At 57.5% G+C, this 23594-nt stretch carries 20 protein-coding genes; 13 read left to right on the top strand and 7 right to left on the bottom strand.

Annotated elements, in window-relative coordinates; translation table 11 throughout:
• Positions 1-3: 3 nt before the first annotated feature.
• From DSCA_RS16940 to DSCA_RS16930, 3 genes are read left to right on the top strand one after another with little or no spacing between them, the layout of a single operon-like run.
• On the top strand, positions 4-765 hold the full coding sequence (locus DSCA_RS16940; protein WP_155317548.1) for an RluA family pseudouridine synthase: 762 nt from the start codon (positions 4-6) through the stop codon (positions 763-765).
• Positions 766-1296: an AAA family ATPase gene (locus DSCA_RS16935; RefSeq protein WP_155317547.1), complete on the top strand. Its 531-nt coding sequence runs from the start codon at positions 766-768 to the stop codon at positions 1294-1296.
• Complete coding sequence (locus tag DSCA_RS16930; protein ID WP_155317546.1) at positions 1293-1925, top strand: LysE family translocator; 633 nt, start codon at positions 1293-1295, stop codon at positions 1923-1925. The genes DSCA_RS16935 and DSCA_RS16930 overlap by 4 nt, the downstream gene beginning before the upstream one ends.
• 95 nt (positions 1926-2020) lie before the next feature.
• On the opposite strand, the gene DSCA_RS16925 is transcribed toward DSCA_RS16930, so the two are convergent.
• The 5 genes from DSCA_RS16925 to DSCA_RS16905 all read right to left on the bottom strand — a co-directional run bounded on the left by DSCA_RS16925 (position 2021) and on the right by DSCA_RS16905 (position 7809).
• Positions 2021-3322 carry an HD-GYP domain-containing protein gene (locus tag DSCA_RS16925; RefSeq protein WP_155317545.1) on the bottom strand — a complete coding sequence of 434 codons (1302 nt, stop codon included), beginning with the start codon at positions 3320-3322 and terminating at the stop codon, positions 2021-2023.
• Positions 3323-3420: 98 nt separating this feature from the next.
• Positions 3421-4776: a sigma-54-dependent transcriptional regulator gene (locus tag DSCA_RS16920; RefSeq protein ID WP_155317544.1), complete on the bottom strand. Its 1356-nt coding sequence runs from the start codon at positions 4774-4776 to the stop codon at positions 3421-3423.
• Positions 4777-4825: 49 nt separating this feature from the next.
• Positions 4826-6613, bottom strand: a complete 1788-nt coding sequence (locus DSCA_RS16915) for a two-component system sensor histidine kinase NtrB (protein ID WP_155317543.1) — start codon at positions 6611-6613, stop codon at positions 4826-4828.
• A gap of 136 nt (positions 6614-6749) precedes the next feature.
• Positions 6750-7373 (bottom strand): hypothetical protein, encoded by a 624-nt coding sequence (locus DSCA_RS16910; protein WP_155317542.1) that lies wholly within the window; start codon positions 7371-7373, stop codon positions 6750-6752.
• 19 nt (positions 7374-7392) lie between these two features.
• Positions 7393-7809, bottom strand: a complete 417-nt coding sequence (locus DSCA_RS16905; RefSeq protein WP_155317541.1) for a DUF6488 family protein — start codon at positions 7807-7809, stop codon at positions 7393-7395.
• 359 nt (positions 7810-8168) lie between these two features.
• Here DSCA_RS16905 and DSCA_RS16900 point away from each other — a divergent pair, with 359 nt between their 5' ends.
• The 10 genes from DSCA_RS16900 to DSCA_RS16855 all read left to right on the top strand — a co-directional run bounded on the left by DSCA_RS16900 (position 8169) and on the right by DSCA_RS16855 (position 21839).
• A complete protein-coding gene (locus DSCA_RS16900) occupies positions 8169-9578 on the top strand; it encodes a TolC family protein (protein WP_155317540.1) in 1410 nt (469 codons plus the stop codon).
• Positions 9575-11098 carry a TolC family protein gene (locus DSCA_RS16895; protein ID WP_155317539.1) on the top strand — a complete coding sequence of 508 codons (1524 nt, stop codon included), beginning with the start codon at positions 9575-9577 and terminating at the stop codon, positions 11096-11098. Before DSCA_RS16900 ends, DSCA_RS16895 begins: the two co-directional genes overlap by 4 nt.
• A 29-nt stretch (positions 11099-11127) precedes the next feature.
• A complete protein-coding gene (locus DSCA_RS16890) occupies positions 11128-12567 on the top strand; it encodes an efflux RND transporter periplasmic adaptor subunit (RefSeq protein ID WP_155317538.1) in 1440 nt (479 codons plus the stop codon).
• A 249-nt stretch (positions 12568-12816) separates the two neighbouring features.
• On the top strand, positions 12817-15924 hold the full coding sequence (locus DSCA_RS16885; protein WP_155317537.1) for an efflux RND transporter permease subunit: 3108 nt from the start codon (positions 12817-12819) through the stop codon (positions 15922-15924).
• Between the two features lie 177 nt (positions 15925-16101).
• Entirely contained in the window at positions 16102-16638 is a 537-nt protein-coding gene (locus DSCA_RS16880; RefSeq protein ID WP_155317536.1) for a hypothetical protein, read from the top strand.
• A 288-nt stretch (positions 16639-16926) separates the two neighbouring features.
• On the top strand, positions 16927-17937 hold the full coding sequence (locus DSCA_RS16875; RefSeq protein ID WP_167527823.1) for an adenylate/guanylate cyclase domain-containing protein: 1011 nt from the start codon (positions 16927-16929) through the stop codon (positions 17935-17937).
• A gap of 310 nt (positions 17938-18247) precedes the next feature.
• Positions 18248-19876, top strand: coding sequence for a FapA family protein (locus tag DSCA_RS16870; RefSeq protein WP_155317534.1), 1629 nt, complete (start codon positions 18248-18250; stop codon positions 19874-19876).
• Between the two features lie 25 nt (positions 19877-19901).
• The gene (locus DSCA_RS16865) at positions 19902-20555 is read left to right on the top strand and encodes a class I SAM-dependent DNA methyltransferase (RefSeq protein WP_155317533.1); all 654 of its coding nucleotides are present in this window, start codon (positions 19902-19904) and stop codon (positions 20553-20555) included.
• Positions 20549-20806 carry a hypothetical protein gene (locus tag DSCA_RS16860; RefSeq protein WP_155317532.1) on the top strand — a complete coding sequence of 86 codons (258 nt, stop codon included), beginning with the start codon at positions 20549-20551 and terminating at the stop codon, positions 20804-20806. The genes DSCA_RS16865 and DSCA_RS16860 overlap by 7 nt, the downstream gene beginning before the upstream one ends.
• Positions 20807-20984: 178 nt before the next feature.
• Positions 20985-21839: a hypothetical protein gene (locus tag DSCA_RS16855; RefSeq protein ID WP_155317531.1), complete on the top strand. Its 855-nt coding sequence runs from the start codon at positions 20985-20987 to the stop codon at positions 21837-21839.
• 49 nt (positions 21840-21888) lie between these two features.
• Here the strand turns inward: DSCA_RS16855 and DSCA_RS16850 are convergent, their stop codons facing one another.
• Entirely contained in the window at positions 21889-22500 is a 612-nt protein-coding gene (locus DSCA_RS16850) for a DUF3786 domain-containing protein (RefSeq protein WP_155317530.1), read from the bottom strand.
• A 37-nt stretch (positions 22501-22537) separates the two neighbouring features.
• Positions 22538-23350, bottom strand: coding sequence for a DUF3786 domain-containing protein (locus DSCA_RS16845; protein WP_155317529.1), 813 nt, complete (start codon positions 23348-23350; stop codon positions 22538-22540).
• Between the last annotated feature and the right edge of the window lie 244 nt (positions 23351-23594).

Raw genomic sequence — 23594 nt, 5'->3', positions numbered from 1 at the left:
GTTATGATCAAATCGAAAATAAAAATAAGAACCAAATACGTGCCCGCCGGCATCAAGGTCCTCTATGAAGACCGCGACATCATCGTGATCGATAAAAGTTCAGGACTCTTGAGCGTCAAAGCCCATTACGAAGCCAAAAAGACCGCTCATCACCTGCTCACCAATTATGTCAGAAAAGGCAACCCGAAGGCCAAACACAATCTGTTTGTTGTCCATCGGCTGGACCGGGGTACCTCCGGTGTGCTGGTCTTTGCAAAAAGTCATGAGATCCGTGAGAAATTTGCCGCGCAGTGGGAAACCGTTGAAAAAAAATATATGGCCGTTGTCCATGGACAGTTAACCGAGCCGAAGGGCATTTTTAAGTCTTATCTTGCCGAAGGCGATGATTATAAAATGCAATCGGTTGAAAACCCGCAGGATGGAGACCTGGCGATAACCCGATACCGGGTGATCCGATCGTCAAAAAAACATAGCTTACTGGAGATCGACCTGCTGACCGGCAAAAAAAATCAAATCCGCGCCCACCTGTCCGAAAACGGGAACCCCATTGTCGGAGACGGCAAATATGGACGGCGCACCAAGGGGCGCCTGGCGTTGCACGCCCTGTCGATCAAGTTTAAACACCCCTTCAACGATGAAGAGATGACCTTTGAAACCCCCGTCCCCGGATACTTCATGACTTTTTTTGAACCCCAGGGGAAAAAGACCGGGCCGAAGGGGGGCCGCACCGGGCAACCCGCAAGGGAAAACGATGGGAGCGCATAAATGACAGGCGTTTATATCGTCTGCGGCAGTCCCGGTGCCGGAAAGACCACCTACGGGAAACAACTGGCCACCCGGAAGGGCGCGGTTTTTCTCGATATCGATGTGTCGACCGAACGGCTCGTCCGACTCGCGCTCCGGCAATCCGGGCATGATCCTGACGACCGGGACAGCGCCCATTTCAAGCAGATCTTCAGAACCCCCGTTTACGAACAGCTGTTTGACATCGCGCGGGATAATCTGTCCGTTAACAGCGTGGTCATCGCCGGCCCTTTCACCCGGGAGATTCAGGATGCCCACTGGCCGCAGACGCTCGGGCAGCATCTGGGCGCTGTGGTAGAAGTTCACTATGTCCGTTGCCGGCCGGACATTCGGAGAAAGCGGCTGTTGTCGCGCGCCAATCCCCGGGATCAAGCCAAATTGGCCGACTGGGAAAATTACCTGAAATACTACGGCAACGAAGATCCGCCGCGGTTTGACCATGTCCGGATCGACAGCCCGGATCACGTTGCCGTCGCAGAGGTCGAGAAATGACGGTTCATTTTCTGCTGCTCTATTCGATGACCGTGCTGGTGGCTTCGATCATTCCCGGCCCGAGCATGCTGCTGGCCCTGACCCATGGCATGCAATACGGCGCCAGGCGAACCATCGCCTCGGCCATGGGCAACGTCCTCGTGACCCTGATTCAGGCGGCGGTGTCCATCGCCGGCCTGGGGGCCATCCTGCTGGCCTCCGAGACCGTGTTTCAACTGGTCAAATGGGCCGGTGCGGCGTATCTTGTCTGCATGGGCATCGGCATCATGCGGTCGTCGGCCATGGGGGCTGTGCCGACGGACCTCCCCGGCGCCGGTCGGGATGATGCGTCCCTGGGAAAAATGTTCCTCCAGGCGGCCCTGGTCACGGCCGGGAATCCCAAAGCCATCGTTTTTTTCACTGCGGTGTTCCCGCAGTTCATCGATCCGCATGCGTCTTTTTTAATCCAGTTCTGCGTGCTCATGGGGGCGGGGGCACTGATTGCATTCAGCTGCTTCATGCTGTATGCCGCTGGCGGGCAGCAGATCGTCGCCATTTTCTCCCGGTCAGCCGTGGGGAAGTATTTCAATAAAATTGTCGGCGCTTCTTTTGTCGCCTCGGGGATCGGCCTGGCTGCAAGCAACAAATAGGCTTTTGCCCGTCCGTGAATGGCCCGCTTGTCCGGGGCGGCATCAGGTGAACGCAGTTATCCCCGGATACCGCTTTTTTTCTTCCCAGCCGGCCCTCACGCCAAATCCCCCCGGGCCAGAATCGTATCCACATCGTTCATGAAGTACTTCTGGGAAATGTCCCCGAGCATGACCTTCAGCTGCTGATCATCGCGGTTGGCCAGCCGCTTGTAAAGATCGGGGGCGATTTTCTCGAACAGGTCCAACAGGTCGGTGTCAAAGTGGGTGCCCCGTCCTTTTTCCAGAATGGCCAGGGTGTCCGTGTAGGAAAGGGGGTCCTTGTAGGGACGCCGGGACGTCAGGGCGTCGAAGACGTCGGCGATGGCAAAAATGCGCGCACTGACGGGGGTCTCGGTGCCGATTCGGCCGTTGGGGTAGCCGCTGCCGTCTATTCTTTCATGGTGCCCGCCGACCACATCCAGCGCATCCCGGAGCCATCGTGAGCGACCGATGATTTCAAGCCCCTTGTCCACATGGGTTTTCATCTGCGAGTACTCATCCGTGTCCAGTTTTTCCGGTTTGTGCAGGATGCTGTCCGGGATGCCGATCTTTCCCACATCATGCAGAAATGCCCCTTTGATCAGGGATCGCATTTCACGGGCCGTCAACCCGAATGCCTCGGCCAGGTTAACGGCCATGATGGTGACCCGGTAATTGTGCGCATCGGTGTCGCTGTCCCGTTTGGCAATGGCACTGCCCAGCACGTTGAGCGTTTCCATATGCGAATCCAGCAGACTGCGGGATGTTCGGGCCAGGCGGCCGAGCAGGCCGATGATGACCGGGTACAGGACGATCGCGGTGGTCAGGACGATGGCCGTCACCAGCGCCAGTGTCTTCAGGGTTTCTCTCCTGGCTGCGTCCATGGCCGCCCCGGAAAGGGCAAAGACACCTTCCAGGTAGGCGACCACCTCATTTTTACTGCTGGTCAGGGGCGCGACCACGGAGATCAGGGGCTTGCCGTTCAGCCGGAATACCCGGTGCCGCTTTTTGCCGCGCTGGGGAATGCGCAGGGCGGCATCGTCCATGCGCCGGTTCACCGCGGCAATGTGATCATAGGCACTGTCCGAGATGCTGGCGAGCCGTCGGGCACCGGTGTCATAGATCCGGGCGTAGACGAATCGGCCCATCCGGGTGAAACTGCTGTCGTAATGGCTTGAGCGGTCGGCGATGAACGCTTCCAGCTCGGTTTGCAGGCCATCGGTGCCCGACAGGCCGGGACGGTCAAGAATGTCCCTGGCCTGGAGGCTGAAGTGGCTGGCGGCCATGATGACCCGATCCAGGACCCGCTCCACGGCCATGTTGCGAAGATTGACCCAGGTCGCGGACACCAGAACGATGGAGATGATGCTCACCGCCATTATCAGCCGCCGGATCAGCAGCCAGTGGATGGGGGAAATTTTATTTTGATGCCGGGACCGGGATTCGATGATGCACCTCCGAAACAGTCCATATAGGATTAATTGACACCGTATTCCTTGAGTTTCAACTGCAGGGTCCGACGGCTGATGCCCAACATCTCGGCCGTTCGTGTCCGGTTGCCGCCCATGTCTTCGAGGGTTTTCAGGATCATCTCCCTTTCCACCTCTTTCAGCGATCGGCCCGAGGCAAGCACCGGCCCCTTGGCCGCTTCATCGTCGTGATGGTCCTGAAGGGTGTCGGGCAGGTGCTCCGGCTTCAGCATGTCTCCCCTGGCCATGATCACCGCGCGCTCGATGACGTTTTCCAGTTCACGGACATTACCCGGCCAGGCGTGGCGCAGCAGCAGATCCATGGCCCGCGGGTGGATGCCTTTGAGGCTGCGGTGATTTTTTTTGGCAAACCGGTCGAGAAAATAGTCGGCCAGCAGCGACAGGTCGGCCGAACGATTTCTCAGCGGCGGTACGTTGATCGTAACCACATTGAGCCGGTAGTAAAGATCTTCCCGGAAGCGGCCGGCGGCAATTTCCGCGTCCAGGTTCCGGTTGGTGGCCGAGATGATGCGGGTGTCGACCCGGACCGTATGGGCGCCCCCCACCGGTTCAAACTCCTTTTCCTGGAGTACACGCAGGATTTTGGCCTGGGTGGCCGGGGCCATTTCCGCGATTTCATCCAGAAACAGAGTTCCCCTGTCGGCCATCTGAAAACGTCCTTTTGTCGGTCCAGTGGCACCGGTGAAGGCTCCCTTTTCATGGCCGAAAAGCTCGTTCTCCAGCAGCGTTTCGGGCAGGGCGGCGCAGTTGACCTTCACGAAGGGGCGCTCCTTGCGGGGGCTGTTGTGGTGAATGGCGTTGGCCACCAGTTCCTTGCCCGTGCCGCTTTCGCCCAGGATCAGGACCGTGGCCTCCGACGGGGCCACCAATGCCAGGGTATCGAAGAGCTCCCGCATGGAGGGACTGCGGCCGATGATGTCGCCGAAATCGAAACGGGCGTCCAGACGTTCCTTCAGGTTGCGGTTCTCTTCTTCCAGCTTGCGGTGGTGCAGGGTCTTGACCACCAGGATTTTCAGTTCGTCGATATCAATGGGTTTGGTAAGATAATTGTGGGCGCCGGCCTTGAGGGCCTCGACGGCCGAGCGTACCGAACCGTATGCGGTCATGATCACCACCGGGGTGCCGGGACTGATCGCCGCCATTTTTTTCTGAGCCGCGTCCCCGTTCATGCGCTTCATGCGCATATCCATGAGCACCATATCGAAAAGGGTTCTCTCCACCGCCCGGCAGGCCGTGTCACCATCGTCGGCCTCCTGCACCTGGTAGCCCTCGGCCGACAGCACGGCCGAAAGCATGGTGCGGTGAGAGGCGTCGTCGTCTACCACAAGGATTTTGGCTTTCATGGGTATGCTTATATTTTTCTGAAAACGTTAAAAATTTGGAGAAAATGCTTTATTCGACGTTGGATGTCGGAAGTTCAATGTTGGACGTCAATCTTTCCATTGCCGGATCCCCGCCCGCCTGCATATCCCTCAATAAGAGCCTGAACCGGGTACCGCGGCCTTTCCCCGGCGGCGGACTCTCCACACTGACGCTGCCATCGTGGTTTTCCGCTATTTTGCGCACAATGGCCAGCCCCAGACCGGTCCCCCGCTCCCGGGTGGTGTAAAAGGGCTCGAAAACTTTTTCCTGAACTTCCGGCGCAATCCCCGGTCCATTATCCGTCACCTGGATTTCCACCTCCCCCTCTTTAGGGCGCCATGCCGCCCTGATCGCCACGGCACCGCCACTTTGCGAGGCGTGGAGGGCATTGAGCATCAGGTTGAGCACGGCCTGGGTGACCTGGTTGGGGTCCAGAAAGACGCACGGAATGCCGGTGTCGCAATCCAAGCGGATATCGATGCCGTTGGTCTTTGCATCGGCGGACACCAGGGAGACCACGTGAGTGAGGAGATCGGCAAGCATGGTGGCTTGAGGCTCAAGCGCCATGGGCCGGGAAAAATTGAGCAGGTCCGTGACGACATGGTTGATGCGGTCGATCTCACGCACCATGACATCGGCATACTCCCGTTCGGGCGTCTCCTTTCCGTGGCCACGCCCGAGAAGGTATGCGAACCCGCGGATGGAACTGAGCGGGTTGCGGATTTCGTGGGCCACGCCGGCGGCCAGCCGGCCGACCGCAGCCAGTTTTTCCGCACGCCGCACCTTTGCTTCAAGCCGTTTTATTTCGCTCATATCCCTGAGCACCATCACAGCACCGCTGCGGCTTCCGGCTTCATCCTGAATGGGTGTCACCGTTAACAGCAGCGGAAGCCATTCCCCATTGTCCCGGTAATGCCGGATTTCCCGGTTCATCACCGCAACGCCCTGATGGATCGTCCGGCTGATGCCGGTTTCCTGAAAATCAAAAACCGTCTGCAGATCAAGGTGGTCTATTTCCGTGCCCGTTATACCCAGCAGTGACAATGCCTGCCGGTTCCAGGAAACCGCCTTTCCCGTTTTGTCGATGCTCAATACGCCATGGGCCATGCTGGCGATCACCTGCCGGGTATAGTCCCGGGTTTCCTGCAGGGTCCGGCTGAGCAGGTAGTAGCTTCGGATCACGATAAAAAAGTAGACGACCCCGCCGCCCAACGCCAGAACGATGCCTCCCATGATCATGGCGTGATGGAGGTCGGACTGCCGGGCGGCTTCATAGGCCGCCATGGTCATTGCCAGGTAGACGGTGGCACCGGAATGGAAGTGGACTGCGGATGTGGCTCCGGACGCGGACATGCCGGGATCCAAATGGATGCCCATGGGCATGAAGGGTTTGGCCACCTCATAAATATGGGCGCCGTCGGCCAGACGACGCACCCGGGTGCGAACATCCGTCGCCCGCTGGAATTCAGGGCGCCACAGGGCCCGGGTGCCTTCCAGGGAGGGAATGGAGTGGTGCATCACCTCGCCGGCCGCGTTCACCAGGTAGAGGTAATTGATATCGCTGGACCGGCCGGTTTCGTGAACCAGGTTTCCGATGGCATCTTTTCCGGCCATCTGCATCATCATACCGGCCCGGGCCCCCGCTTCCAGTGCATTGATCAGCGTCAGGGCCTGGCGGTGGACCGTCTCCATGGCGGCGTTTCTTTCCCGGTTCAGGTTCCGATAGGTGGAAACGCTGATCAAGACCAACAGCAGCAGAACGACAAAAAGAATGGAAAGGGCCGTCAGATAGAGTTGTCGGCGGGGAACGACGGTCATGGCCGTTTTGATTCCTTTACGAAAGGACGCTAAAGAACATGAACATTATAATTGTGAAAAGAATAGTACGGCAAGGGCCCAAGTGCAAATTTTTTGCGCACCGCCCCCAGGCGTAACGGACAAGCAAATGGTGTTCTTAGCGGTGGCCGGCGGATCTGAACCACATTTCCCACAACGCCCGCAGCGATACGTAGGCGAACACCACGACAAACAGGCACCCGCCGGGCAGGTGCAGCCAGAAAAAAGCCGGAGATACGAAGGCTTTCAGCCACATGGCCAGGATGTCGATCAGCACCCCGATAAAGGGCAGCACCACCAGCCAGGTGCGCAGGGCGGGAGCGGCATCCAGCCAGATGGTGATAGCCCCCACGAAGATGAATATCATGCTCATCCCGAACAGGTGGATGTGGGTCCACTTCAAGGTCCAGACAAATTGCTCCTGCTGGTAAAACGGTTTGACCGTTTTTTTTTCGACGCCAGCCAGGTCGGCGAAGAGATCCCCCCGGCCATCCCCGGGTGGTGGCGAGGCGTCGTGATCCATGCCGGCATGGGGATCGCCTGACGGCGAGGCCGTTTCATTGGTTCCGGTTTGAGCATAAAACGTGGGCATGATGTCGTGGACGACGATCTGGCCCAGTGCGCCCAGCATGCCGATGGCCAGTGCCACAAGGATGCAGGTGGCCAGGGCCTTTGCCGGGGTGGGCATTGTCGCCAGCGTCATTTTCGGAAAATGGCGTGGATCGGTTGTGCCGGATTGCATACGCGCCTCCCGTCGATGTCTATTTTCCAGTGAAGTTCGATCCTGAATAATCGCCCTGCCGGTTGAAATAAAAATAGACGCTGCCCGGATCGTCGCCGGACCGTTTGAACTGCACCACGTATTCCCGCCGGCTTTCAGTTCCCCGGACGGTTACATGTATGGATGCCAGGCCGGTTTCCCAATCCTCCGAAAGTTTTTCGGAGACGATCAGGCGGTCGTAAAGCTGCGTGGCCTTCTGGACGGCTTGAAATGCGGAAAAAGGTTCAGCGGCGTGGGTTTTGCCGCCATGGCCGAATGCCTCCCCGGGGCCGGAAAGGATCAACCCCGCAGCGGTCAAGAGGGCGGCCGCCACCCATGGCCGATTCAGTATGCTGTTGTATACGATCATGGTCAACTCCCATACGGTTTCTGTCGCGTTCCATTTTAATTTGATCACCCGGTCAATCTCCCCCTTCAAATTCCATACCACGCTCTCGTTGCGGGTCCCTGATTGACGGGTGCGTTCTGATGAAACCTCCAGTCGTGGCCGAGCCAGCCGGCAGCACGATTGGCGGCAGGTGCCCTGGCGGGGGCACGCTGGAACAACCCATTGTGATAAAAATTTACGCACCGTGTGTCTCATGCAAGCCAAATTGCGCAATAATTACGCACATGTTTCCTTCACAATATCCGTAGTTATTAAAAAACGAAATCATAACAGATGGTTTTATCGTTGGCATGGCTATTGATAATACATGGCAGCACGATCGCAGTTAACGGGTCGGCTCGTATTTAAATCACTGGCAGGAGATTCCCATGGACCACCCATTTTTTCGAATCCGTATCCGATCGGCCATCGCGCCGCGGCCGTGGTGGTTATGCCAACGCGCCTTTGCACTGCTGCTGGGGATCACCGTTTTGATGGCCTCGAAGGCGAACGCCGGCGCCCCTTCCCCTCAGTCCCCTGATCAAGGGCGGGACTTGACCGCTACCGTTCTGCTTGCCGACCTCATCGAGCATGCCTATACCCACAACCCGTCGATTCAGCAGGCACGTGAAGCGTGGCGGGCAACGGTGGAAAACTACCGGGTCGCCACCGGTTATCCGGACCCGCAGCTGATGGTGACCTGGTTTCCCGAGCCCATCGAGACCCGTCTGGGGCCGCAGGAATGGAACGCCCAGATTTCCCAGAAAATTCCCTTCCCCGGCAAGCTGTCCAAAGCAGGTGACCTGGTGGCTGCCGATGCCCGCATGGCCAAGCTCCAGCTCGACAAGGCGGTTAAGGGGACCCTGCTGGCCGTAAAGGAGTCATACTATGAGCTCTGGTATATCCGGCAGGCCAGGATGGTAACCCGACACAACACCAACCTGCTGAACCACATTCGAAAAATTGCCGAAACCGCTCACGCCGACAACCGAACCACACTGACTGACGTGGTCAAGGCCCAGTCCCAGACCGGGCAGTTGCAGTACGATGCGCTGCTTCTTGAAGAACTGGAACAGACGGAGGTTGCCCGCCTCAACGGATTGCTGAACCGTCCTCCCGACCTGGCGGTGGGACAGCTGGCGCCGCCGGCTTTACTACCCATCGGTGTCGAGCTGAAAACCATTTATGACCTGGCCGAAGCCAACCAGGAGGACATCCTCATGGCCCAGGTGGACATAGAAAAAGGTGACACCAAAGTGTCGCTGGCTCGATTCCAAAACCTGCCGGATTTTAAGGTGGGACTGTTTTACGCCGGTATCGGCGAGCCAGATGTTCCCGTACGGCCAAGGGATGCCGGAAGGGACGCCATCGGTCTCCAGGCGGGGATTTCGATCCCTTTGTGGTTCGGCAGGAACAGCAGCCGCGTGAACAAGGCCATGGCCGAGAAATCAAGGGCCCGTTCGGAGAAGCAGGTCCGCATCAACAATGTCAGGACCCGGATCCGCACCCTCTACTTCAAAGCCCGTAATGCCAAGCGCGTGCTCATCCTTTACAAAACCGAACTCGTGCCTCAGGCCGCCAGATCCATGGAACTCGCCGAGCTATGGTACCGGGAAGGGGAGGCGTCTTTCAGTGATTTTATCGAAACCCAGTCGGTCTGGTACAATTTCCAACTGGCCCTGGCCCGCGCTACGGCAGACTATGGCATCAATCTGGCCCGGCTCGAACGGGCAGCCGGCAGACACTTGACCGGTGAAGCGATGGATGCGGAAGGTCCTGCCGGAAAGGAGCTGCCATGAGGCGTTTGTCGATCCCCATTACGGTTTTCGTTCTAATGACCGCCGCCGGTCCGGCGCCTGCCGCCTACCGTGACCTGAAGCAGGGCATGGACGCCTATACCCCGCCGGCCATGCTCCGGCAGCCGGCCGCTTCAGAGCAGGACGTGATTGAGAGTCCGGATGCATTCGACCGTGAGAAGAAAACCATCGAGGCGGCCCGAGGCCGTTGGATTAAGGCAATAGACAGAGACGGGCTGGCTCCGGGAGGTCGCCCCATTTCTTCTGCCCTGGTCCTGGCGGCCGCTTATGATGCACGGACGGTGGCTGAGCTTCAGGGGCCTTTTTCCCTTCAGACGATACAGTCCCTGGTCTTGTTGCGCAACGCATCCATTAAAGGCGCCACGGCCCGTTTGAAGGCTTCCCTGGAAGGATTTGACCAGGTTGCCCAGCTGGACGCAATGATAGGCCTGTACTCGGCGTTTACCGAGAGTGTGATGGCCGGGGTCGGCCCCATGGGAGGATCCGACAGTATCCGCATGAAATTTCCCTTTCCCGGTGTGGCCGCGTTGAAGGGCCAGGTGGCGGAAAAGAACGTCGAGATCGAAGCCCATAAACTGAGCCTTGTTCAGCGCGACATCGTTGCCCAGGGTGGCAAGGCCTACTGGAACCTGCTGTATATCCACCGGGCGATAGGAATCACACGGGATACCCTCGATCGGATGGACAGCCTGGAATCGGTGGCCACTACCCGATACGGCGCCGGTAAAACCAGCTACCAGGACGTGGTCAAGATCCGCATTGGCCGTGAGCGCCTGGGCGAACGGCTGGATACCCTGAAAAAGCAACGGGTCAACCTGGAAACCGAATTGCTGACCCTGATGGACCTGCAGCCGGGCGTTTCTCTCGGTTGGCCGGCAACCACGACCCCGGACGCCTCGGTTCCCCCATTGGACATCCTCTACCCGCTGGCGCTGGAAAACCGCCAGGAACTGAACCGCATGCGGGCCATGGTGGGTAAGATGGCGCGCATGGTGGAACTGGCCGAGACCATGATTCGGCCGACGTATAGCCAGAACTTCTCACTTTACACCGATGAAGCGGTTCTCCAGGCCGGCAGCGCAGGCATGACACCGACCTTCAGCACCACGGTTTCGCCCGTTCGCGGCAAGGGCCTGCCCAAGAATGCCTGGTTTGGCAGCCGGGACGCCTATCTTCGTGAAACCAGGCGCAAGCTCGAGGCCCTGGGGGCCGAACTCACCGATGCCGAGGCGCGCACCCGTCTGGCGGTGCGCAACGGCTGGTTCGACCTGGACCGGGCCCGGCGGGAGCGATCTCTGTACAAGGACCGATTGATAAACTTGTCCTTAACCTCATTGGACGTATCTACCCGGGGGTACGAGTCGGGAAAAGTCTCTTTTGCCGACGTGATTGCCTCTTACACCGGCTGGCTGGATGTAAATCTGGCCGGCGAACGCCGCAACAGCGATGTCGGGATTGCCCGAATCGAACTGGCGCGTCGCGTGGGCGCCCCGCTGCCGTAACCAGGGGAAAAAACCGGAAAGGATCAACCATGTCTGTTAAACCGATATGCATCGCCCTTGGGGCCGTCTTCCTCAGTGGGGTACTGATGTCTCCCTTTTCCCCCGGTTCGGACCGGTGGGGGGGGCTGGGCGTTCTGAGTCCTTCCGGCGTGCGTGCCGAAGAGGCACTCAAGGCCGGTATGGTGGACCCCAAGACCGGCAAGAAGATCAAATATTGGGCCGCGCCCATGGACCCCACATACATCCGCAACGAACCCGGCCAGTCGCCCATGGGCATGGACCTGGTGCCGGTATACGAAGAGGAGGGCGGGGAGAAGGCGTCCAGTTCCACCGTCCGCATCGACCCGGTGACCCGGCAGAACATGGGCCTCCGGCTGGGCCGCGTCGAGAAGAAACACCTTGCCAAGACGATCCGTACATTCGGAACGGTCATCTATGATGAAACCGGGCTGTACTCGATCAATACCAAATTCAACGGCTGGATCGAAACCCTCTACGTTGATTTTATAGGGGAGCAGGTGGAAAAGGGCCAGCCCCTGTTCGACATTTACAGCCCCGACCTGCTCACCGCCCAGCAGGAATATCTCATCGCCGTTCAGCAGCAGAACGGTCGGAAAAAAAATTCACGTAAAGGAAGGGATCGGCTGCTGGAGGCCTCCCGCACCCGGCTGGCATACTGGGATCTCACCGACGAGCAGATCGCCCAGCTGGAGACCGCCGGAGAAATTCAGAAGACGATCACGATTTTTTCGCCCGCCTCCGGTGTGGTCACCAAAAAGATCGCCCTGAAAGGTCACTACGTCAAAGCCGGGGAACACCAGTACGAAATTGCCGACCTGTCAACGGTGTGGGTGGATGTGGACGTCTACGAGTACGAACTGCCCTGGGTCCACAAGGGCATGGCTGCCGAAATGGATCTGGCCTATATCCCCGGCAAACGTTACCAGGGAGAAGTCCTTTTCATCTACCCTTTCCTGGATCCCAAAACCCGGACCGCCCGACTGCGGCTCTCCTTTCCCAATCCCGGCAACGTACTTAAACCCGGGATGTACGCAAACGTCTACCTTCAGAGCACCTTTCCCGAAAAAAAGCTGGTGGTACCCCAGGAGGCGGTGATCGACAGCGGCGTCCGTAAGCGGGTCTTTATCTCCCGGGGTAAAGGGGCGTTCGAAGCACGGGAGGTCACCCTGGGTGTCGAGGGCAACGATTACATGTTCGAAGTGATCGACGGCCTGGCCGAAGGTGAGGAGATCGTCATCTCCGGGCAGTTCATGCTCGATTCGGAAAGCCGCCTCAAGGAAGCCATCGCCAAAATGCTCGAAGCGCGAAGCAAGGAAACCGGGAGCGATGCCGACGATCTGGATATGGGCGATATGACCATGGAAGACGATGACCTCGACATGGACGGGTTGACCATGGAAGACGACGGCCTGGACATGAGCGGCCTGTCCATGGATTCAGACGAGTAACCGTTCACGGTTTACAGTTGCCGGTTCACGGCTAAAAATAATAGGGGTCTGCCGCGATTATGCGATGAAAAATCAACTGCTGCGCCCATCTACAGTTATCCATCAAATATTGCGGAAGGAGGCGCAAAAAAGTTGTTCCGGATTTACGAATATTTATCAATATCCTAAATGCTTCGACCGTTGCATGGTACATCAAAAAAACCGTGAACCGATAACCATGAACAAGTACTCTGAAGAGGAAACCAGGCCATGATCGCTAAAATTATCGAACTGTCGGTCGAAAACAAGTTCCTGGTGATCCTGGCGACCCTGTTTGTCATCGCTGCCGGTATATATGCTATCGTGCGTACCCCCCTGGACGCCATTCCCGATCTGTCCGACGTACAGGTGATTATTTTTACTGAATATCCCGGTCAGGCGCCCCAGGTGGTGGAGGACCAGGTGACCTACCCGCTGACCACGGCCATGCTGTCCGTGCCTTTTGCCAAGGTGGTCCGAGGGTTTTCCTTTTTCGGCATCTCTTTTGTCTACATCATTTTCGAAGATGGTACCGACCTCTACTGGGCCCGCAGCCGGGTGCTGGAATACCTGAATTTTGTGGCCGGCCGGCTCCCCGCTGGGGTGACCCCCTCCCTGGGGCCCGACGCCACCGGTGTCGGCTGGGTATACGAATACACCCTGGAGAGTGACCGCCACGACCTGTCGCAGCTGCGTTCCATCCAGGACTGGTTCCTGCGCTATGAACTGGCCAGCGTTCCGGGGGTGTCCGAGGTGGCGTCCATCGGGGGATATGTCAAGCAGTACCAGGTGGTCGTCGATCCCAACCGGCTGCGCGCATACAATATCCCCATCCAGAAGATCCGCATGGCCATCAAGCGCAGCAACAAGGATATCGGCGGCCGGCTGGTGGAGATGGGTGAAACGGAGTTCATGGTTCGGGGGCTGGGCTACATCAAAAGCATCGAAGACCTGAATTCGGTGCCCTTGGGTGTGGATGACAGGGGGATCCCCATTCTGCTGCGCAACGTGGCCAGCGTAAAGATCGGTCCGGAACTGCGGCGGGGCATCGCCGACTACAACGGCAAGGGTGAAGTGGTCGGGGGGATTATTGTCATGCGCTATGGCGAAAACGCCCTGCAGGTCATCGACAACGTCAAGCGGCGACTGGAGGAACTCAAGTCCGGCCTGCCGGAAGGGGTAAGGGTCAAAGCGGTCTATGACCGGTCAGGGCTGATCCTGCGTGCAGTGGACAATCTTAAACGCACCCTGATCGAGGAAAGCATCATCGTGGCCATCGTGTGCATTGTTTTTCTCTTTCACTTCCGCAGCGCCCTGGTGATTATTTTCACATTGCCGGTGAGTGTCTTGATCAGCTTCATCATCATGCATGGCCAGGGGATCAACGCCAACATCATGAGCCTGGGGGGCATTGCCATCGCCATCGGCGCCATGGTGGACGGCGCCATCGTCATGATCGAAAACGCACACAAGCACATTGAATACGAAGGTGGAAAAAAAGCCCATTGGGAGTTGATCACCGACGCCGCCAAGGAGGTGGGGCCGGCGCTGTTCTTCTCCCTGTTGATCATTGCGGTGAGCTTTCTGCCGGTGTTCACCCTCGAGGCCCAGGAAGGACGCTTGTTCCGTCCCCTGGCCTACACCAAGACCTACGCCATGCTGGGTGCCGCGTTTCTGGCCATCACCATTGTACCCATTCTGATGGGCTACCTGATCCGGGGGAAAATAAAGTCTGAAAACAAAAACCCGGTCAACCGGTTCCTCATCTGGATTTATCGCCCCGTTATCAAGGTGGTGCTAAAGAGGAAAGCCATTGTGCTCGTTGCCGCGTTCGTGATTCTGGCGGTCACATGGATCCCGGTCAAACGAATGGGCTCGGAGTTCATGCCGCCCCTGAACGAGGGCGACCTGCTGTACATGCCCACCACCTTGCCGGGCATCTCCATCACCAAGGCCAAAGAGCTGCTTCAGCAGACCGATCGAATTATCGCCTCTTTTCCGGAAGTGGCGCACACCTTCGGCAAAATCGGGCGGGCGGAGACGGCCACCGATCCGGCACCCTTGAGCATGATTGAAACCACCATCATGCTGAAACCGGAATCCGAGTGGCGCGAAGGCATGACCATGGAACGGCTGGTGGATGAACTGGACAAGGCCATCCAGTTTCCCGGTCTGACCAACGCCTGGACCATGCCCATCAAGACTCGTCTGGACATGCTTTCCACCGGCATCAAGACGCCGGTGGGCATCAAGATCATGGGTGACGACCTGCAGGTGCTCAACAATCTGGGCGAAAAGGTGGAAGCTGTCATCCGGGAGGTGCCGGGAACGCTGAGTGTCTATGCGGAACGGGTGACCGGCGGCAATTTTCTGGATTACGAAATCCGGCGCGATGAGGCCGCCCGCTACGGACTGACCGTGGGTGACATCCAGGACATCATCATGACCGCCGTGGGCGGCATGAACATCACCCAGACCGTGGAGGGGCTGGAGCGCTACCCGGTCAATCTGCGATACGGCAGCGAACTGCGCGACACGCCGGAAAAACTGAGGCGTATCCTGGTGCCCACACCCACCGGCGCCCAGGTCCCCATCGCCCAACTGGCCGACATCCGCATCGTCAAAGGACCGCCGGTGGTCAAGAGCGAGAACGCCCGCAACAGCGCCTATGTATACGTGGACATCACCGGTATCGACGTGGGCACCTATGTCAAGGCCGCCCAGAAAACCGTCCAGGAGAAAATCGATTTGCCGCCGGGCTACAGCCTGGTGTGGAGCGGACAATACGAATACATGGTCCGGGCCAAAAAGCGCCTGATGATCGTGGTGCCCATGACTCTGCTGCTCATCTTCCTGCTGCTCTATTTCAATTTCAAGGACATCGCAGAAAGCCTGCTGGTGATGCTCAGCGTGCCCTTTTCCCTGACCGGCGGGTTCTGGCTGATGTACCTGCTGGGATACAACATGAGTGTGGCTGTCGGCGTGGGCTTTATCGCCCTGGCCGGCGTGGCTGCCGAAACCGGTGTGGTCATGCTGGTCTATCTGGATATCTCCTACCGCAAGTTCAGGGAAAAATATGGTGAGCGGCTCAACCGTCGTCATCTCAAACAAGCCATCGAAGAGGGCGCGGCCCTGCGGGTGCGCCCCAAGATGATGACCGTTATTTCCACCATGGCGGGCCTGGCGCCGATCATGTGGGGCCATGGCACCGGTTCCGAGGTGATGAAGCGCATCGCCGCCCCCATGATCGGCGGCATGGTCAGCGCAACGATTCTTACCTTGATCGTGGTGCCCGTCATCTACGGGATATGGAAGGGGTGGCGGCTGCCGGAGGAATGAGGAAAGAGAAAAATATTCCGGATTGAGGGATCAGGGGATTGAGGAATTGGATAATGGGCTCCCAGCCCCGATCGTTTTTTTGAAAATGGGTGGCGCCTATTTTGTTCCTGAAACAAGGTTTCAGTACATAACCTTCGCCGACATGGCGATGTTATTCACAACTCTGGAGGAATTATAATGAAAAAGCAGACACTTCTCATTGCGGCAGTTATCTTTGCACTTACCACCGTTACAGCCATGGCCATGCAGGGACACGATATGACGTCCGACGGTAAAATGGATCACGGTGGGCACGATATGAAGTCCGGCGAAAAGATGAACCACAGCGGGCATGATATGAAGTCCGGCAAAAAAATGGACCACACCGGCATGGGCGGCACCTTCAAACACGCGGCCACGGAAGGGGGCATCGATGCAGAATTCCAGGTGATGAGCCTGGCCAGCATGAACATGACCTCGGACAAGGGGGATACCCACCACATCATGGTCAACCTCAAGCAGGCCGGCGACGGCGCACCCATTAAAGACGCCGTGGGCAAGATCAAGGTGATTGCCCCCGACAAGAGCGAACAGACGAGCCCGTTGAAAAACTACAGCGGCATCCTGGCCGCCAATTTCACCTTCGCGCAAGCGGGAAAATACGGCGTCATCTGCCTGCTCAAAAACCAGGACAAAAAACAGGTGTTCAAGTTCTGGTACCATCACATGCAATAGATCGCGTCCATCCGGAAATGGCATCTTGAGGTCCATATCTGTGTCCTCACGTTATTGAAATCCTCGACGTCGCGCTGCTACGCCTGCGGTTTCAATAACGCTGCGGCCTTGATCTGAACCTCAACCTACCCTTTCTGGACAGACACTGGCGGGTCAATTTTACCAGTCTTTGTCCAAATGGTTAATTTGCAAAATGCCAATCAACTATTGGTTTTTCCCTTTTTGAGATTTGGAATTTAACTTTTGCAATTTGCCGGATCCGGTTAACCTGGGTATGGAGATATGCCCATGAGCCTCAACGCCATGAAAATGGGTGCCGTCTTCATTCTTCTTGCGTCGGTGGCGGTGATCCACCACTTACCCATGGGAGGGTTCCTGGGCACCCACATCCTGCACCGGGAGCTGTTTTTCTTTCCCATCGTCCTGGCCGGGCTCTGGTTCGGCCTCAAGGCAGCCTTGTTCGCTTCCGTTGCCGCCAGCGTCGTCTACGCGCATTTTTTCACCCACAATGCAGACGTCCACACCCTCTCGGCGGCAGTGGTGGCGCTTCAGGTGGCCGGTTTCAACCTCATGGCACTGCTCACCGGTTGGATGGTGGACCGCCAGAGACGTCAGCGGCGGGAACGTGATTTTTTGAATGACACCTTCGGAAAATATGTATCCAGCGAGGTGCGCGACGAAATCATTGGCGGTCGGGTGACCCTCAACGGGGAACTCAAGGAGGTCACGGTAATGTTCGCCGACCTCCGGGATTTTACCTGTCTGGTCGAATCCATATCCCCACGGGAGGTGGTCACGGTCATCAACACCTACTTTAAAGCCATGTCCGAGATCATTAACGCCCACCACGGTTTGGTTCTCCAATTCATCGGCGACGAGATCGAGGCCGTCTTCGGGGCGCCGGTGGCCCTCGACAACCATCAGCAGTATGCCATGGATGCGGCCCTGGAGATGAGAACGCGCCTGTCCCAGGTCAATCTCGAACTGGCCAACCAGGGATACCCGCCCCTGCGGCACGGCATCGGCCTGCACACCGGCAAAGTGGTGGCCGCCAACATCGGCAGTCCCCGGCGGCTCTCCTATGCCATGGTGGGGGAGACGGTGAACGTCGCCTCCCGCATCCAGGCCCTGAACAAGGATTATGACACCGATATTCTCATCAGCGATGCCGTGCGGGCGGGCCTTGACCGGTGCGTGGACATGAGCCCCCTGCCGCGGGTCAACGTCAAGGGAATCCGTGATCCCCTGCTGGTCCACCGAATTGAACCGCAACCTTTTGTCTGCGTGGGAGATGTATAATTCAATCGCGATACGCGGCAATCGCGAGTGAACCCCGTCCGGCCTGTATGGAATCCGTAGTTTTCATCATAGGACCCTGCGCATGGCCGGCCAAACCGTCGGACCGCGTCCTTTCCGCCGGGCAGTTCTCCCGATGGCATCCACTCACCGATAAGGACGGCTGGCCGGAGATGCCGCCAGGCAGCCGGAAAAATGTTGCCATGGCAAAGGATTTATTTGTATCAATAAATAACGCCCATGGCTCATGACCGTAATCTGATTGCGATATCAAACCCAAGATTATCCCGACATCTTGAACAGGTTATTCGACTTGAAGAAAAAATCACTGCAGGCCATTAACAAAAACAGCCGGCTAACGGGCAAGGGTTACGAATTTTGGGTCGGTGAGGATAAGCTCGAGGGCGTTGTCCGCCCCATACAGATGTATCCCAAGCCCATAGAATTGGCCGATATCGCAGAAACCCTCAAAATCAACGCGGTTCAATACGGTATCGTCGAGCCGGCCCGTCTGATAGAAGCGCTGGCCGATAATGCAACCCCGCAGGCGCCCTGGACCATCGCCAACGGCCAGCCGCCGGTCCCGGGTGAAAAAGCGGAGCTGGTTTACCATTTCGAGACCGATCCCCTGAGAATCGGGACCCTCAAAGAGACCGGTTTCATGGATTACAAGGACCGTGGCAAGATTCCGCAGGTCAAGGCGGGAACCCTGGTTGCAGAAAAGATAGCGGGCAAAAAAGGCATACCCGGTATCGATATTTTCGGCCAGCCCGTGCACCCGCCAAAGGTCCCCGACGTCAGGTTGCGATGCGGCAGGGGGGTGGCTTTATCGGCAGACGGCCTGAAGGCAACGGCCACGGCAGACGGCCGGCCGGTCAGATCCGCCGACGGCAAGGTTCATGTGTTCGAGGATCTCAACATCAAAGGCGACATCGGCATCCGTACCGGCCATGTCGACTTTGACGGTCATATCGACGTGGCCGGTATTGTCAATGCCGGGTACAAGGTCAAAGGGGGAAGCCTGTGCACCCGGGAAGCCAATACGGCGGAAGCGGATATCGTCGGCAATATCAACGTGCTGGGCGGGGTTTACGGCTCCCGCCTGAAAGCAGGCGGTAACATCCGGGCCAGATATATCCACCAATCGACCATCGAAGCCAGGGGCGATGTCATTGTCGATCGGGATGTCTCCAATTCCACCATCATCGCCGGCGGAACGGTGATCGTCGACAACGGGAAAATCCTGACATCCAAAGTGCAGGCCAGGAAGGGCATTACCGCAGCCGGTATTGGCTCCAAAGCATCCGAAACGTGCGAATTGATTGTGGGTATCGACAGTCGTATGGATGAGGCGCTGGAAGTGATCAACCGGCAAATTTCGGAAAAGGAGACCCGGCGGCTGGAACTGGAGGCGTTGCTGGGCGATTACAATGACGCATCCGATACGCTGGAGCAGACGATCGCCGCCGCGTCGGAAGTCCAGACGGCTGCCCGGGAAAAACTGACCCAATTGACTGAATTGCTGAATTCCCCTCAATCGGCGGACCCAGCCGTTGCATGGAAAATCAAATCGGAAATGGGTACGCTTCGTTCGGCATCCGAACGGTCCCTGGCAACGATTATCCAGCGGAGAGATGAACATCAGCTGCTGTTTGAAAAGATAGCGGATCTGCGCCAGGAAATGGAAGGTGTTGAGAAAGAACTGGCCCGCCTCGAAGATGTCATCCGGGAACTGGATGAATTTTCACGCATCAAAGCGGGGGTGTTTGAAAGAAACCCCGTTGTCGAAACGCTTGGAATCATTCATGCCGGCACATCCATCCGGGGGCCCCACGCCACTCTGGTGATCGGTGAGAACCACCGTCGGGTCCGAATTGTTGAAATCAGACTCGAAAAGAAAAACGTCGCCCACCCCTGGCGGATGGTCGTGAAACGACGCTGAGTTTTTCGACCGATGTGCAGAAGAAATGAACAGAGACGATAAAATGGTAAGGCAAGAAAGCAGCGTAAATTTACAGAAAGTCTATTCTGCCAGAGACAACCGTGATTTGATGGCGGCTTACGATCAGTGGGCTGAAAAATATGACGCGGATGTCACTTCATTCGGTTACAATATTCCGGCCGTTGCTGCCGGCATGTTTGGAAAATATGTGGTTCCCGGAACGACGCCGATTCTCGATGCCGGTGCAGGAACGGGACTGATGGGGGCCATCCTCGATCTGCTGGGGTACCGGGGGCAAGTTGGCATCGATGTCTCCGCGGGCATGCTGAACAAGGCCAACGAACGTGATGTCTATGAGGCGCTTCACCAAATGGTCCTCGGTGAGAAGCTGGATTTCCCTTCCGGCCATTTCGGCGCTTGCCAGTCCATCGGGGTTTTCACAGCAGGCCATGCCCCGGCAAGCGCCTTCGATGAACTGGTGCGTGTGCTGTGCCCGGGCGGCTATATTCTTTTCAGCATGCTGGAAGAGGTTTATATCCCGAAGGGGTACAAGGACAAGTTCGACGCTCTGGAAAACGATGGTAAATGGCAGATGGTCGAGAAAACCAAAGCGTTCCCCGGATTGCCCCTGGAACACCCGGACCGGCTCAACCGGGTTTATGTGTACCGTGTGTGCTGAAGGCGATTCTGAAACGGCCGAAGGTCTCTTTATCCGGTCGGGACGTGATGGTGGATACGATCATGTCAGACCGGGATGTTATGTACCGGCTGCCCTCTTCTGACGAGGTTTCAACGCCTGAAGGACAGCGAGACGCTGCTTCAGGATATATCACCGATTTCATCAAGCCCTGGGATGAACTTGGGTTTGGTGTCTGGGCCGTTTGTATCAGGGATATTGAACTGGGGACGAAAACTGAATCACTTGCCTGATCATACCAATCATAAAAAAGGGATGCCCTGATGGCACCTGCGACAACGGATCTGAAAACCCTGGCAAAAAGGTTGGGTGCCGATCTGATCGGTGTCACATCAAGGGCGAAGCTTGCCGACGGGCCACCCTCCGCTGACCCGCGCTACCTGTTGCCATCTGCAAATTCGGTCATTTCATTTGCGGTATCGCTGCTATGCGGCCCTTGCCGCCGGGGTCGGACGCCTGGGCTGGAGTGGCAATCTGCTGACCCGGAAATACGGCGCGTTGGTTGAACTGGGAAGTGTTCTGACATCCGCCACCCTGGCGGCGGACGCACCCATTTCGGATGAAGATCACCCTTGCGACAGGTGCAAAATGTGCAGCCTAGTCTGCCCGGTGCAGATGATTCACCCCAAGGCTTCCAGACGGGTTGCCGTCGCCGGCATTACCGAGACCATGGCGTGGAAACGACCGAATACCTGTTGCTGGATCGGATGCACCGGGTATCAGGGGCTGTCCGATTCAGGGACCTGGTCCAATTGGAGCCCTTTCCGGCTTGCCTGCGCATTGCCCGGGGAAAAGCAGGAACTCGATGCCCTGTGCATCCGTCTTCAGAAGGCTGATCCCCAGATGCAGGACGCTGGGAACAGTTTTAAGAACTATCGTCAGGCGGTCTTTGATCCCGACTGGTTTTATTACACCGTATGCGGTTTTTGCCGCAGTGTCTGTTCACCCGGCCGCAAAACGCGCCTTGCCAACCGAAAGCGCATCATGAATTCCGGAACCGCGGCCTTGAAACTGGACGGATCCCATGTCGCGGCTGAGGAAAACGCCTGCGAGGTCCCGACCCCCTTCGGACTGAACGTGATTACATCGCGCGGGGAACTATCAAAAAAAGAACCTGAGGTTCAAACATGGCCGGGCCAATTCCCCCTGGATCGAGAAGTGATAAAATACCTTCGCCGCCATTTCCACTCAGCGGACGCAAAGGGCCGTGTCCCCAAAGGCTCGCAGGAAAAAACAACGGCGCCACCCCTGCCGCCGCGGTGCTGAAGCGTTCAGGCGTTTGCAACGCCGGGTTAGAGAGATCGGTGGCCGGGGATTATTTCCCCTGAAGCCGGGCCGCCAGCGTCGCCCCCACCATGGCAAGGCACTCCATATCCAGGTAGGATGCCGCATCCCTTTGAAACAGCAGGGTGCACTGGGCCGGGAAATCCTCGTCGGCGTCATTGAACAGCAGAAACACCGGCACCCGGGGCAGCGCACGGAATTGGAACGCCAGCTGGCAGGAGACATCCGTCTCCCACGGCCGGCCCCCCAATGCCAGGCATTGCTGTTCAAGCTTGTCCATGTTTCCTTCAAAGTGCCCGGCAATGGGCCGCCCCACCGTGTTTTTAAACCCACCCACATAGGGCGCGGCATCCTTGAAATCTTTGTAGGTGACCAGAGACCGGTCAACAACCGGCGGATCGGGACACAACAGCAGGTATTGGCACAGGATCACGCTGGTCGAGTGATTGGGGGCCTTCCCGGTTTGATCCACAATCCTTTCGTCGCCGATCGTGAATTGCCGGTTGAAGAAGCCGACCCGGTAGCCCTTTTCGTCGTATCGGACGCCCAGTGCCGCACTGATCCGGGCGACATCTTCCAGACGCGCCACCTGCGAAAGATAATCATTCATAATGCGGTCGAAAACAGGTGCTGTTACGGCCATTTTCCCTCCCTTTTCCTATAGTTGTGACCGTTTCCAATCAGGCCGGGGCGCCGCCGTGACGCAGGGCCAGGCGTTCGAACATTCGGGTGATGCCGGTGCCCAGGGCGTATATCCCGTCGATGCCCAGGTTGTCTTCGGCGCTGGCGTCGAAGAACAGGTTCAGTTTGGACCCCATGCCTTCTTCCGGGTGCCAGTAGCAGATCAGCAGCGGTACCCGTGGCAGCGGATGCAGGACCAGGGCCACATCGGACGGGTAGTGGTTTTCAACCGGTTGGCCGTTGAAGAGTGCCACCAGGTCGGCAAACAGGTCCCCGTAGGCATCCGCAATTTTTTTCATGGGCTTTTCACAGCGCTGGCCGAACAGCCGGTACCAGTCCCCGCCGCTGGGCAGTTCCCGCAGTGGAACCCATTTGCCTTTGATCGGCGTGCCTTTGCAGTAAATGATGTAGTTGAGGATGGGGCCCGTCACCCAGGGATTCACGTGGATGTCCGTAACTATATTTCCGTCGGCGTCCACCTTGAATTCCTTACCCATGATTTTTAGGACCAGCTTCGCCCCGTCAACAGCGGCGCCCAGTCGCGGCGCCGAAGCCGTTAAATCGACCTCCCCCAGTTTGGCTTTTAATCGAGCCAGCTGTTTCTCGACGTCCCTTTCGTTGTTGCTCCGCTGCATTGGCCGTGATCCATGCAACCGGGCAACCTCGGGTGGCAGCTGCGGACAATCCGAAATGGGCCGGTTGCCCTGGAAGACCGCTGCGGCAAAAGCCATGCAGGTTTTTTCATTGCATTTGCGGCAATTGGTTTTATCCAGCAGTTTGAAAACATCCATGAGGGTTTTTAGCTGAGGCATGACATCCCTTCCTTCCCGACGCGTGTCCATCCGGACGCGGTCATTTTGCCCGATCTCGATATCGGCCTGGTTACTGTGTTTATGCTGGGCGATCATAGGAAACAGGCCGCCTGCTGAAATCCCCCAAATGGGGGATTCATCGATTTTTTATCCGATTTTTGGGTTGCCCAGCTGCATCGACAGGGTGAAAAAGACCGGGGAACCGGACCTGAATGCCCGATGGCAATAAGGGCCTGTCTTGGAC

This window comes from Desulfosarcina alkanivorans (assembly GCF_009688945.1).
GTDB classification, from domain to species: Bacteria; Desulfobacterota; Desulfobacteria; order Desulfobacterales; family Desulfosarcinaceae; genus Desulfosarcina; species Desulfosarcina alkanivorans.
This window is presented reverse-complemented; position numbering and strand designations above follow the sequence as displayed.